Below are 14,482 nucleotides of genomic sequence, written 5' to 3' on the forward strand. Positions count from 1 at the left end.
TCATGATGGTTTCATTGTCTTATCTTTTAAAATTTCAAGTTCATACCTAATGAATAAATTTTCATGTAAGGATATGATGCATTGTATCCCGATTCTGGCAATTCTGGGTCGATAGGTAAATCGCCAAGTTTATCAAATGTTAACAGGTTTAAGCCACCCACATAAAAACGAAGTTGTGAGATTTTTAACTTTCTGGTAAATGACGAGGGTAGCGAATAACCAAGTTCTACGTTTTTCAGCCTGATGTAATCGCCAGAACGGATCCAAAAATCAGAATTGGCAGTGTTGTTGCCCCTATCGGTTAATAACAGTCGCGGGTAAGTAGCACCCGGATTATTTGGAGTCCACCTATCTACACTAAACTGACTCAGGTAACCATTGTTGGCATTGCCAGAGTTAACTAAATTTTGAATAGTAATTGACCTGCCACTCGTACCTTGAAATAAGAAATTGATATCGAAATTTTTAGCAGAAGCCGATGCACCAAAACCGAAGAAAGCTTTAGGTACAAAGTTAAAATCAGTTCTTATTCTATCCAGATCGTTGATGATTCCATCTCCATTTTGGTCAACATATTTAATATCGCCCGGTTTTACCTCTCTTGACAAGATTTGTTTTGGGGAAGCATCAATCTGCGCCTGAGACTGAAAAATACCATCAGAGATCAACATGGTAGAAATATATCCAGCTGCAGTAGTTGCGGTTGCTGCAGGAGAAATTACACTCGAAATGGGATGTCCCAGTTGTTTTTGATAAGCTGGTAGACCAGCGGCCTCATTTATGGCCAGGATTTTACTAACGTTATAGGTAAAGTTCCCGAAAACGTTTAAATCTACGGCTCCTATTTTTTTGTTGTAATTAATACTGGTTTCAAAGCCTTTGTATTCTGCTTCACCTTCGTTCACATAAATTAGGCCTTGCCCGAGTAAACTTGGCAATAAAGACGCGGTAGTTAAATCTTTCCTGTTTTCGTAAAAATAATCGGCACTGATGGCTAATGATTGTTTAAACATTTTGGCATCAAAACCGACACTGGTTTTATATGCTTTTTCCCAGGTTAAATCAGGATTGGCCAATGCCAATTGACCTGTACCACCAACGCCTGCAAAAGCGGTTCCGAAGTTATAACCGGTTGTACTTCTGCTAAAGAAATCGTTAAAGGCAAATCTTCTGGCAGAACCAATAGCATCATTACCCACTAAACCATAAGATCCTCTGATTTTTAGCAGATCGAGAAACCCAGCAGATTCTTTCATGAAATTCTCATCTGAGATAATCCATCCGGCCGAGGCAGCAGGGAAAAAGCCATATCTTTTACCTGGTGCAAAATTTTCAGATCCAGAATAGTTAGCCGTTACATCTACAAAATAACGTTGGATAAAATTGTATGATAAGCGGTTAGACCAACCTTCTCTGCGTACATCTAAATTCCCGAAAGAAGATAAATTTGCTCTTGAAACCCTGGTAGAAAATTTAATATCATGTTTACCGAATGTTCTATTGTAATCTAAACCAGCCCAAAACTCACTTTTTTTCACATTACCTGAAAATACATTACCCTGATAATTCACTTTACTGGCTGTGCCAAATGGCGAGTAAGAGCCATCAGCATTAAGAACGGCTGTTGCATAGGTTTCGGCAAAACCTGAGCGGTATAAGCCAGCAATATCATAGGCATAAAATACTTCAGCAGATAAACCTTTTAAAATGCCATCCATTTTCTGACGGGCACTAATAGTAGCAATCATATTCCGCATTAAATCGGTACTTGCACCCCTTGACTGCATCATCGCCAATGGATTACTTTGCTGATAAACTGATGTTCCGCCGTAAGATCCGTTAGGATTTAAGATAGGAAATGCATTAGCAGGTGTAGCATATACCGTGGTTAAAAAGGTACCTGTACCCGCATTTGGGAAGGTAAGGTTAGTGATCCTACCACCAATATCTAATGCAACATCTAAATTTTTATTTACATGCAGATCTAAATTGGTACGTAGGTTATAACGGTTAAAATCGGTATTGGCATCATAAGTTTCGTTATTGCCACCTTTGTAAAAACCACCTTGTTGGTAAGCACTTAAAACCGTATAATACTTGATAAAAGCATTACCACCTGTTACCGAAGCCACATAACGTTGTGTTGGCGCCACTCTTTTGGTAAAATCCCTTACAAAATTGTTATTTGGATATTTTATCGGGTCTGAACCATCCTGATAAGCCTGTAATGCCGCTGGGCTATAAATTGCGGCACCACCACTGTTGATGGATGCCTCGTTATAGAGTGTAGCGTATGAATAGGCATCTAAAGGAGCAGTAATCTGCAAAGGAGCCTGAAGTCCTGCCTGTGCATCGAAACTTACTTTGGTTGAAGTAGCACTGCCGCGGCGGGTTTTCACATAAATTACGCCATTACCACCATACATACCGTACCAGGCCAATGTTGCAGCATCTTTTAATACACTTACACTCTCAATTTCATTTAAATCCATTGAGGTGAAGTCTCTTTCAATACCATCAACGATAACCAAAGGCTCCTGATTACTGTTGTAAGATGAGCGTCCCCTTACCAGGAAACTGGAAGCATCGTAGCCTGGTTGCTGCGAACCACTGGGATAAACGGCTAATCCCGCTAATCTGCCAGTAAAAACATTGGTTAATGATGATGAAGGGATTTGAGGAAGGTCCTCAGCACGAATGGTACTAATGGTGGCGGTAACCTCTCTTCGCTTTCTTGCCCCAAAAGGGATATATACATTGTCATCATCACCAGCATCAACTAAAGATCTGGTTAACACTACATCCCCTTTGCTCACTTCGCCTGCCGGTTTTAAAACGGTACCAAATCCAACGAATTTAAATACCAGCACATCACTGCTACTCACATCGATTGAAAAGCTACCATCTGTTCCGGTAGAAACAGCTTTATTGGTTTTGTCTTCCTGAATGGAAATGGCTACTCCCGGCAGTGGTTTTTTATCCTGATCTACAACCTTTCCGGTTACCGTTAGTTTCTCGTCAGGTTTTTGCCCATAAACGTGTAGCATTCCTGCCATCATGAATAAGAGACAAATGATATATTTTGATTTTATAAATTTCATATTGAAAAATCTTTTTAGCGTTATATTGATTAACTGACTATTCCCAACCTGGATTTTGAGTTAACACTCCTTTACTTTTATAAATCTCTGCTCTGGGAACTGGATAAAGATTTTGAGCTTCTGTCCAGCTTTTTTGGAAAGTAGGCCCTAATACAATCGGCGTATAAGTAAAAGTTCCGTTGGCATTTTTTACCACATCCATACCTTTCATCGGAATGGCAATGGTTTGTGCGCCAATTTTCCACCGCATAATATCATACCAGCGATGATCTTCGAAAGCCAATTCAATGGCACGTTCATGGCGGATAGCTATACGCATTTCATCCTGAGTCATATTCGCTTTTAGACCATATAAACTGCCTGCGCCAGGAGCTATTCCAGCACGTGCACGGATATCTGTTAATTGCTTATAAACAGATAAATCAGGCCCTACCGCTTCATTCTGTGCCTCAGCATAATTTAGCATCATTTCAGCATAGCGGAAATAGATGTAGTTTAGTAACGTAGTACTTCCGCCAACAGTTCTATAAACCTCCGGCCAGTATTTTTTGCAATAGTAACGTGTTGCGGTATAAGTAATGGTAGTACTGTAATCCCTACCGAATATGGTGTTGTTATTAGCATCTTTAGTGGTCCACATTTCGATTTTTCTACCCTGCCAAGCCAAGTCGTTATAGATAATGTTATTATAAAAACGCGGCTCACGGTTTAGATAAGGCTTTTGCGGATCGTAACCAGATGTTGGATCGGTAATGGCTTTACCGTTTGCCATCTCATACATATCTACGTGGTTTTGCGTAGGGTTCATTTGTCCTTGTGCGCCACCAGAAGCAGGCGACATTGAAAAATCCTGCATCATCTCACCTGATAAAGGTGTAGGCCCTTTTATTCTGATCATGATGTATTCTGTTGAATTGGGAAGATTTAACAGATCGCCGTAAGTGGCTTGTAATGCATAAGTTTGCCTTGCCAAACCCGTTGCACCTTTCATTACTTCAGCAGCGGCATCGGCAGCAGCCTGCCATTTGGTTTTGTCGTTACTTGAATTGTTTAGCGGACTGGCAGCATATAATAATACCCTTGCCTTTAACGCCAATGCTGCGCCAATGGTTGGGCGGCCATAATTAGAAGCTCCATATTCAGTATCGGTACCTAACTTCGTAATGGCAACTTCTAAATCTTTAAGTATAAAAGCCGTTACCTGAGCGAAGGTACTGCGAGGCAAATTGATATCATCGTAAACGCCATAAACCTTATCTACAATGGGTACGCCACCAAATCTTTTAGTTAGCTCGAAATAAGATAATGCACGCAAGAAACGCATCTCACCTTCTACACGTTTGGCATCAAAAATCGGAACCGAGGCATTTGGCGAAAGCGGTACTTCACCTATCCTAGCCAGCATTTTATTTTGTACCGCAATACCCGCGTACATCAATTTCCAAACGCCATAAATATCATTTAAAGACGGCCCATTTGAATGATCGTGATATAAGCCTCTGTTTAACGAGGTTACCGAACCCTCTGAGTTGCCAGAAACAGCCTCATCAGATGCCTGTGCCGTACAACCACGGTGATCGTTAAAACGTACATATTTGGTAATTACGTAATTGTAGGCGTTATCAGCAAATCTTGCAGCCAATGCCGGATCGGCAAAAATCTCGTCCTCACTAATGGCAACGCCTGGTGTACGTTCTAAATAATCTTTTTTACAAGAAACGGCGAAGAGTGTAAATAAAAGAATTGCCGTAAATATTTTATAATTTTTCATTTCTATATATTTGTTTTTGAGCGGTGATGAAGCTATCATGAGCATATTCATTACTGTTTGTGAACGATATGATCATGATGGTTTCATTTCCTTAGAATTGAACGTTTAAACCAAAATTGTAAACCTTTGATGTTGGATAAAGCGCTTGTAATGGGAAAGCCGTATTGATGGTGTTCACATTTTCCGGATCTACATAAAACCTGTATTTAGTCCAGGTGTACAAATTCTGCCCCTGTAAGAAAAGCCTCACATTGCTTAGTTTTAAAGCGGTAGCCCATTCCTTTGGTAAATTCCATGCGAATTCTATATTCCTGATTTTTAAATAGGCCGAATTTTGCAAGGTAAAATCGTTTAAGGCATAGTTTAGCGATGCCGTACCCCTGGCATGTAAAGCTGGCCATGTGGCTGTAGCTGCATTTTCAGGTGTCCAAGCGTCGAGCATGAAAGGATACATTTGTTGACCATTATTCTGCTCGTTCAAAATAACATTTGAACTTACGTGCGCAACGCCCTGGAATAAGGCAGAAAGCGAAAACCCTTTGTACAAGATGCGGGGACTAAAACTATATACATATTCTGGTGTATTGGTATATCCAATCTTATCCTGGTCTAAACTGGTGATGATACCATCGCCATCTAAATCTTTAAATTTTAAATCTCCTGGAATCGGTGAATAACCCTGTAATTTTGGCGATGCTGCAATATCTGCTGCAGATTGAAAGAAACCATCTGTTCTATAGCCAAAAAACTGTCCAACACTTGTTCCTTTTCTAGCAACTGAAAAAGGCAATCCATCTGGTTCATCATTTTCGATGATTCTATTTTTAGCATAACTGATCTGCGCATTAAGCCCAAGTGTTATGGCTCCGATCTGTTTTTGATAATCAAGCTCAACTTCGTATCCTTTATTGTAAACAATCCCCCTGTTAAAGTTTGGATAAGTATGTCCAAAAAGCGCTGATCCGCTTAATGATGGTGTTAAGATGTCTCTTCTGGTTTCATCAAATAAATCAACAGTTACTTTTAAATTATCTTTTAACAAACGGGCCTCAAAACCGATGTTACGTTTTGTACCAGTCTCCCAGGTTACCAACTCATTTCCTAAATCATTTCCTGCTGCACCAAAAAACTGGGGATCTCTGATCAGAATGGTCGGATAATTGGTAATAGAGTTGGGGTTTCCAAATGGTGCTACCTGGCCACCAGCTGTAGTTGAGGTGTAAGTAGAATAACTTGTCAGAAACAAGAAACGGCTATCCGAAATACGGTCGTTACCAACTAAACCATAACTACCTCTAATTTTTAAATAAGTTAAAATATCATTCTTTTTCCAGAATGACTCGTTCGTTAATGTCCACCCTGCTGATACTGCTGGAAAGAAACCGTAACGTAAGCCTTGTGCAAAGTTCTCTGATCCGTTGTAAGAAGCATTAAATTCAGCAAAATAACGCTCATCATAGTTATAGGTAACACGGCTTGCAATACCTTGTGATGCTCTTGGAGGTGCAGTAAACGCGGTACTACCTGTTGATTTAATTAACTGCCTTGTTCCCAATAATAAAGCACCAATACTGTGTTTACCAAAATCACGGTTATAATCAAAACCCGATTGTATGTTCATGTTTGTACTTCCTTCGGTAACACCACCGTCCTGTACTGCACCCAAAGGCTCATCGCGGTTACGGGTATCGGTTGATAAGGTTACCTCTTTCGTAATAGGATTGTACACATAGGCTGCCCAGTTTGCATTTCTTCTTTCGATATTATTATAGTACGAATCGTAGCCAAATACCGTTTTAAAACCTAAACCTTTGGTAATGAAACCCAGTTTATAATTCAGATTAAATGTGCTCTCGATGGTATTGTTATCATCATTGCGGGTTCCAAAACGTGTTAAAACTGCGTATGGATTCCAGATGTTTGTACCCACATTCGGATTAGCTGTGATTCTTCCATCGGGTAAAGTAACCGGATAAGCATAAGCAGGCACCTGTAAAATACGTGAGATCATACCCTCAATCGTATCATAAGAAAAAGCAGATGAAGACCTCAAACCCGCAGGCTGATACCGATCGGCAAAACGGCCACCCAATTTAATACCTACAGTAAAATCTTTATTTAAGGTTAAATCTACGTTTGAACGGAAATTATAACGGTTATAATTTGGAACGGTGTTGATTCCGTATGGTGAATCGAACTTTTTGAAAATACCATCCTGAAAAGCGTAACCAGCTGAAACAAAGTATTTGGCGATTTTCGTTCCCCCATTAATATTAATATTATGTTGCGTTTGAGAATAATACTTTTTAGTTAAATAGTCGAACCATTGCACATCAGGATAACCGATCGGATCTGACCCATCTTTGAATTTTTGTAGTGCTGAATCCGAAAATGGTGGAGTTAGCGGTGTTGCTAAGCCAAAACTATCATTTTTATAAGCCTGATTTAACAAAGAAGCATTCTCAAATGCCGGAAGCCCCACGGCTAAGCCCGTGTAAGTTTGCAATGCGTAATTACCGGTATAAGTAACCTTTGGCGCGCCAATTTTACCCTGTTTTGTTGTAATTACAATAATGCCGTTGGCACCACGAATACCATAAATAGCGGTTGAAGCCGCATCCTTTAACACCGTAATGGTTTCGATTTCACTGGCATCAACATCTGAAAAACTCGGACGTTCTACTCCATCAACAACTACAATAGCCGCATTATTGGCACCATATGTAGCAACACCCCTCACCTTTAATTGTGCACCGTCTGCACCAGGCTGACCACTCGTTTGTACCGCCAATAAGCCTGGCAAACGACCAATTAAACTATTGGTTGGATTTGGCGTTGGAGATTTCATGATCTCTTCAGAACTGATTTGGGCAATGGCTCCGGTTAAGGTAGATTTTTTCTGTGCACCATAACCAATCACCACCACTTCATCCAAACCTTGAGAATTATCTTCCAATACAATGGTTAAACTGCTTCTGCTATTTACAGCAACCTCTTTGTTTATATACCCAATGTAAGTAAAGGTTAAAGTTGCATTTTCAGCTGCTTTAATTGAAAATTTACCATCGTTATCAGTTACCGTTCCTACGGTAGTACCCCTAACCCTAATGCTTACGCCTGGTAAGGTAACCCCTTTATTGTCTTTTACTGTACCAGTTACCCTTGTTTGTGCAAAGGCCGTAAATGAACAACTGATCAGAAAAAGGAAAGTGAAGGTATATAGCACTTTTAACCAGTGGATTTTCTCAAACCCAAAAGATGGTAAAGTGCTTTTCAAATTGTAAAGTCTATCCATAATTATAATAAATACTAAATCTATTTTGTTAAAATTTAATGCGTAGTTAGCCCTTAATAACTAGATCTGTAACAGTACAGATCCAATTAATTTAATCTAATATCTCGCTCACCAGCTGTCAGATAAGCGATCAGGAAAATGTTTGAGCTTTGTTTTTAAGCGTCTTGAGAATTATATGACTTTGTCTTTGAAGCGTAATATTTTTGCGACAGAATGAGGTTAGTTTTTGCAACTAAACTTGATACTTCAGTAGATGCCCTTTTAAAACTGAAGTTAGTAAGTAATGATTTCATCATGTTTATTTGGTTAGTTTGTGTTAGCGATAACGAATTTAGAAAAGCTTAAAAGATTAAAACGTTTTAAAATAGTCTAAAACGCAATAAAATACACTGAAACTACATTTCAAACGTTTGAAATAATTGCATTTTTTTTCTTAACTATGCATTGAGATTGGAAAAGATGATGAATAATACCCCTGTTACACTAAAATTCTTGGCTGAAAAGTTAAAGATGTCAGTATCAACAGTATCAAAGGCCCTTAATAACTACCCAACCATAAACGAATACACGAAACAACGTGTTCAGGAAATGGCCCGCGATTTGCATTTTACGCCCAATAAATCGGCTATTAATTTAAAGGAAAAGAAATCGCACATTATTGGTATTATCTTACCCAATCTTTTAGATCACTTTTTTACCAGAAGTATTTATGGTGTGGAACAGTTTGCTACACAAAATGGATACAATGTGATCATCAGTCAATCTCACGATGATCTGGAAAAAGAGATCCAATCTGCAAATATGTTGTTGCGTAGCCGGGTTGACGGTTTAATTGTGGCTATTTCAAAACATACACAAGATTTTGCGCATTTAGACCAGTTCGAAAACATGGGCATTCCGGTGGTGTATTATACCCGAAACCCGAGTTTTAACTTAAGCTGCCATAAAGTTTTGGGCAATACTTTTCAGGGCTGTTATCAGGCCACAAAGTTTTTAATAGACAGAAGACATAAAAAGATTGCCTATTTAGGCGGTCCAAAAATGATTAATTTTACACACGATCGATTTAATGGCTACATCAATGCTTTAAAAGATAATCAAATACCTTTTTCATCAGAATTGGTTGCTTATACCGATTTTGATAAAGAAAATACAATCTCAGCCATTAAGAATTTATTTGCCAATCCAGAAAATATGCCTACTGCGCTTGTGGCATTTAAAGAACCTATTTTGTTCGATGCGATAAAATACCTAAGGTCGATAAATCACCCAAACTTTGATAAAATCGAATGTATAGGATTTGGAAATACTTCTTTCATCAGTTATCTCGATTCACCCCCTATTGCTTCTATTGAAGAAAACCCCGAATCGGTAGGTGAAAATGCAATTAAGCTATTGATACAATTGATCAACAAAGAAATCGATATCCAGCATTACCAAAAAATAATGGTCGATTGTAAGTTAATTGTGCATGGGTAGAAGCGTTTGGCGTATGGCGTTTAGCGTAAATATTGCTTAAAAAGCTAAATGTGATCATTTTCTGCGCAATCTGCAGGAATAACCTCTGTGCCAACCCTTAATTTTCTTAACTCCCTAATGATAACAAAACTTAAATAATTATTCACCATTGAGAAGTTAAGGTCATTAAGAAATATTTTTGTACAAAACCTTAATGTTCTTAATGGTTTTATTAATTTCCGAAAAGAGAAAATTTATTCTTTAATTGATTGCGACGGTTTTCGTTATACACAAACGCAGCCACGATCAACAGCCCTGCAACACCTTCAAAAGCAACTACAATCTGCGTACCGAAAAGATGTGCCAGGTAACCCATTAACAAACTGCCGATTGGTAATACACCCTGATAAGCCATGATATAATAACTTAAAGTCCTACCCCTCATTACATCATCGGCATGGGTCTGCAGATAAGTATTGATAGATGAGGTTTGCGCCATCAAACCTAAAGCAGCTAAACCAGTACAAATTAAAGCCAGAATAAGTGACGGTGATATAGCCAGCGCCACAACCGAAATGGCTAATAAAATACCCGACATCATTACAATTTTCTGTAAATTTTGACTCACTTTTAATGTAGCCATATAAATGGCACCAAAGAAGGCGCCAAATCCTGCGGCACTTTCAAACCAGCCAAATGTTGTGGCATTTCCATTAAAAATATCTTTGGCAAACACAGGCAATAAAGTGGTAAAAGGGATGACCAATAAACTTGATGCAGCCATCATTAACACCATAGATGCTAAATCTGGAGATGATTTAAGATAATCGTAACCTTTTTTCAGGTCGATCCAGATATTTTCCTTCGATTTTTGATGTGCAGTGAGTTTAAGTTTCATCATTACCATACAACCTAATACCGCAATAAAGCTTACAAAATTGATCAGGAAACAGATATCTTCACCCAGGGTGCTCAAAATTACCCCTGCCAAAGCAGGTCCGATTAGTCTGGCCGCGTTAAACATTGAAGAGTTGAGTGCAATGGCGTTGGGCAAATCTTCTTTATCATCAATTAAATTTACCATTAACGATTGACGGGCGGTAACATCAAAAGCATTTACCAAACCCTGAACTAGCGAAAGCGCCGCAATCCAGAACATATCGTATACTTTAAACCAGATCATCAAGGCTAAGGCACCTGCCTGCAGCATTAAGATGACCTGGGTAATCACCAATATTTTATACTTATTATGCCTATCTACGTAGCTCCCAGCATACGGCGCCAGCACCAGCGAAGGAATTAAACTCAAAAAAGTAATTAAGCCCAACAAAAAAGCCGATCCAGTTAAACGGTAAACCAACCAACTAATGGCTACGCGCTGCATCCATGTACCAACTAATGAAATAGCCTGACCAGTAAAAAATAACCTGTAATTGTAATGCCTTAACGAACGAAAAATACTCATGTTTAAAAATAGTAAAGTAACTTTACAAAAGTATAAATTTATACCCAAACAATAAAACAAAAAATACACAGTTTTATCACGCTATAATCACAATTCACACAAAACAGAAACTCCTGTTGGTTTATCTATAAAATTAAAAGCTTATATTTGTAAAGTTTATTTACCATTAAGATGCCTACTCAAACACAAGAAATTGCCGCAAAGCTAAGAAGCACCGTTACCCGCTTAACCAGACAGTTACGCAAGCAGAATGTAAGTTCAGACTTTAGTAACGCTGAACTGTTGACCATGTCGCTGCTCGAACAACATGGCAAAATGTTATCTACCGAGTTGGCAGACATGGAAAGAGTATCTAAACAAGCTATTTCGCAGATCATTAACCGCCTGTTCGATGCCAAATGCGTAGCGCGCTTTCCAAGCGAAGAGGATAAACGAAAGGTTTTTATTGGCTTAACTAAGCTTGGTGAAAAACACATTGTTGCCAGCAGAAAAATAAAAGAAGAATGGTTGGTAAAAACCATGGAAAAAATCTTTTCTTCGGAAGAAATCAACTTGATTCAGGCTTTTCTACCCCTTCTTTCGCGTTTGGTAGAACACAACGGTGCAAGAGTATAGTTTTCCTTTTTCCTTCGCCAAATAAGCCTTATCTTGCAAGCTGAAAATGGCACTATACTTTACATCAATCAATTCGGGCAGTAATGGCAATTGTTACTATGTGGGTAATGATAATGAAGCTGTTTTGGTTGATGTTGGCCTAACCTGCAAAGAGGTTGAAACACGGATGAACCGTTTGGGTTTGCCAATAAGCAAATTAAAGGCGATTTTTATCTCGCACGAACACAGTGATCACATTAAAGGCGTAACCGTTTTTGCTAAAAAACATAAACTCCCGGTATACATTAGTACAGCTACGCTAAAAAGCAGTCGGCTACTTTTGGATGCAAATAATACCTTTTCATTAAACCATTTACAGCATATTCAGATTGGCGATTTAAAGATTTCCGCCTTTTCTAAATTCCACGATGCAGCTGATCCTTACAGCTTTACCGTTGAATGTAACGAGGTAAAGGTTGGCATTTTTACAGATATAGGCTCCGTATGCGACCGTTTAATCTCACATTTCAAAAATTGCCACGCAGCTTTCTTAGAAGCTAACTACGATACGCAGATGCTGGAAAATGGCAGATATCCCTATTTTTTGAAGAGAAGGATTATGAGTGGACATGGTCACTTAAGCAATGCACAGGCATTAGAGCTTTTCATCAACCATAAAGCCCCATACATGAGTCATTTATTATTGAGCCACTTATCAAAAGATAATAACAACCCGGAGCTTGTTGAAAATCTTTTTAAAAATGTTGCCGGTAATACTTTTATTAAAGTAGCTTCAAGATATGAGGAAACCGAACTCTATTACGTAAGCAACGTTCAAAACACACCTGAAGCTTACAATTTCGACCCTAACCTGCATCAGCCAGCACAACTTAACCTCTTTTAACACCTTAAAGTCAAAAACAGTTTACCGTTTTCTATCAATTCGGTTACAGTACGATGTATTTTGTGCGTTAAGCGCAATTAAACTACCAAGGCCAAAAATTACGCACGAAAAAGTATAAATAATTTTTTTTCAACAAAAACATTTTATTTAATCACGAGTTATATATAGACTTCATAAATAGTTTGTTTGGTTTATTGGGGCTTATGGATTTAAGCCCCTTTCTCTTGCCTAAAATTTTGCAATTAGCTGAGGCTAAAATCAATCACATTTTATTCCATTTTATATTCTAAATTTTTAGTTATATTCGATTGACAATCATCCGGAGATAATATTTAAACCTTTAAATAATAAATTATATGGAGACAAGTAAACTTTCTAAATTCAGTGCCGAGTTTCTGGGCACGCTCGTGTTGGTTTTAATGGGCTGTGGTAGTGCGGTTATAGCCGGCGCAAATGGAACCACAGGTGTAGGCTTATTAGGCATATCTTTTGCCTTTGGCTTATCAGTTACTGCAATGGCTTATGCTATAGGTCATATTTCAGGCTGTCACATTAATCCGGCAATTTCAATCGGAATGGTAATAGCGGGCCGCATGAAAATTGGCGAAGCTGCCTATTATATTGTGGCGCAGGTATTAGGTGGCATTGCAGGGGCATTTATTTTGCTGCAAATTGCCTCAGGAAAACCAGAATACTCTTTAACATCAAATGGATTAGGGCAAAATGGCTTTGCCGCGCTATCTCCACAACATTACAGCTTACAGGCTGGTTTTATTGCAGAAATTGTACTAACTTTTATTTTCTTATTGGTCATTTTTGGCTCAACATCTACTAAAAATATTAACGGAGGCTTTGCTGGACTAGCAATTGGCTTAAGTTTAACACTCATTCATATTGTGGGTATCCCAGTAACAGGCGTATCGGTAAATCCTGCCAGAAGTGTCGGCCCTGCCCTATTAGTTGGCGGACAGGCGTTAAGTCAAGTTTGGCTCTTTATTGTAGCGCCAATTATTGGTGCGGCACTAAGTGCTTTAGTTTGGAAAACTGTGCTGGAGAAGAACTAGGTTAAAATGGAAAAGGGAAGATGTAATATGGAGAATGGTGTTTAGTCCACTCTTTATCACATCTTCCCTTTTATTTAATGCAATAGAAAAACATTCCATTTTCCATCTCACATCTTACCTCAACTACAGGTTCTTTACAATCGCCTCGTCAGTAGGTTTTGTTTTAGAACGGAAACGGTGTACCAATTCTCCTTTTTCGTTGATTAAGAATTTCTCAAAATTCCATTTAATATCGCCCTGCTCTTCAGTATTGGTCTGAGAAATTAAATACTTGAATAAAGGACTAATATCATCGCCTTTCACACTGCTTTTCTCTGCCAACATAAAAGATACATTGTATTTTCCTGTACAAAATTCTTTAATCTCAGCATTGGTAGAAAACTCCTGTCCACCGAAGTTACCTGCCGGGAAACCAATCAATACCACTTTTTTACCGTATTGTTTCTGAAGTTTTTCTAAATCCTCATACTGTGGAGTGAAACCACATTTAGAAGCTGTGTTAACAATTAAGATTTTTTTGCCTTTAAATTTCGATAGTTTAATTTCTTTACCATCAATGGTTTTAAAGCTGAAATCGTAAACATTTTTTGGTGGCGACACCAATAAGTTTAATAGGATTAAAATTGTGCTGATCATCGTTGTTTTATTTTTATATACGAATATAAGTACAAATCGGTTGCCTTGATGTAATGCGGCTGTAAATTATATGATATAGATAGTTAAAGAGCCTAAGGTTTTGAGATTGGAAATGAAAACAGGTATTTCATAGCTCAAATAAGAATCTTTTTTTGATTAGGAAATTGAGGGTAGTGGTTCTTGGCAGTTTACAG

The 14,482-nt window shown here is 38.4% G+C and carries 9 protein-coding genes; 4 read left to right on the forward strand and 5 right to left on the reverse strand.

Going from position 1 to position 14,482, the window contains the following annotated elements; genetic code table 11:
• Positions 1–26: 26 nt before the first annotated feature.
• From EZ456_RS13675 to EZ456_RS13685, 3 genes are all read right to left on the reverse strand, one after another.
• Positions 27–3,101 carry a SusC/RagA family TonB-linked outer membrane protein gene (locus EZ456_RS13675; protein WP_131531034.1) on the reverse strand — a complete coding sequence of 1,025 codons (3,075 nt, stop codon included), beginning with the start codon at positions 3,099–3,101 and terminating at the stop codon, positions 27–29.
• A 37-nt stretch (positions 3,102–3,138) separates the two neighbouring features.
• Positions 3,139–4,872, reverse strand: a complete 1,734-nt coding sequence (locus EZ456_RS13680; RefSeq protein ID WP_131531036.1) for a RagB/SusD family nutrient uptake outer membrane protein — start codon at positions 4,870–4,872, stop codon at positions 3,139–3,141.
• 91 nt (positions 4,873–4,963) lie between these two features.
• Positions 4,964–8,167, reverse strand: a complete 3,204-nt coding sequence (locus EZ456_RS13685; protein ID WP_131531038.1) for a SusC/RagA family TonB-linked outer membrane protein — start codon at positions 8,165–8,167, stop codon at positions 4,964–4,966.
• A gap of 462 nt (positions 8,168–8,629) precedes the next feature.
• On the opposite strand from EZ456_RS13685, the gene EZ456_RS13690 reads away from it, so the two are divergent.
• The gene (locus tag EZ456_RS13690; protein ID WP_225876545.1) at positions 8,630–9,646 is read left to right on the forward strand and encodes a LacI family DNA-binding transcriptional regulator; all 1,017 of its coding nucleotides are present in this window, start codon (positions 8,630–8,632) and stop codon (positions 9,644–9,646) included.
• A gap of 211 nt (positions 9,647–9,857) precedes the next feature.
• Here the strand turns inward: EZ456_RS13690 and EZ456_RS13695 are convergent, their stop codons facing one another.
• Entirely contained in the window at positions 9,858–11,090 is a 1,233-nt protein-coding gene (locus tag EZ456_RS13695) for an MFS transporter (protein ID WP_131531041.1), read from the reverse strand.
• Positions 11,091–11,261: 171 nt separating this feature from the next.
• On the opposite strand from EZ456_RS13695, the gene EZ456_RS13700 reads away from it, so the two are divergent.
• The 3 genes from EZ456_RS13700 to aqpZ all read left to right on the forward strand — a co-directional run bounded on the left by EZ456_RS13700 (position 11,262) and on the right by aqpZ (position 13,652).
• Positions 11,262–11,705, forward strand: a complete 444-nt coding sequence (locus EZ456_RS13700; RefSeq protein ID WP_131531042.1) for a MarR family winged helix-turn-helix transcriptional regulator — start codon at positions 11,262–11,264, stop codon at positions 11,703–11,705.
• Positions 11,706–11,751: 46 nt separating this feature from the next.
• Entirely contained in the window at positions 11,752–12,588 is an 837-nt protein-coding gene (locus EZ456_RS13705; RefSeq protein ID WP_131531043.1) for an MBL fold metallo-hydrolase, read from the forward strand.
• Positions 12,589–12,944: 356 nt separating this feature from the next.
• Complete coding sequence (gene aqpZ / locus EZ456_RS13710; protein WP_131531044.1) at positions 12,945–13,652, forward strand: aquaporin Z; 708 nt, start codon at positions 12,945–12,947, stop codon at positions 13,650–13,652.
• A gap of 123 nt (positions 13,653–13,775) precedes the next feature.
• Here aqpZ and EZ456_RS13715 read toward each other — a convergent pair whose 3' ends face one another.
• Positions 13,776–14,288, reverse strand: coding sequence for a glutathione peroxidase (locus tag EZ456_RS13715; RefSeq protein WP_131531045.1), 513 nt, complete (start codon positions 14,286–14,288; stop codon positions 13,776–13,778).
• Positions 14,289–14,482: the final 194 nt, after the last annotated feature.

The sequence above is a fragment of the Pedobacter psychrodurus genome (assembly GCF_004331735.1).
GTDB classification, from domain to species: domain Bacteria; phylum Bacteroidota; class Bacteroidia; order Sphingobacteriales; family Sphingobacteriaceae; genus Pedobacter; species Pedobacter psychrodurus.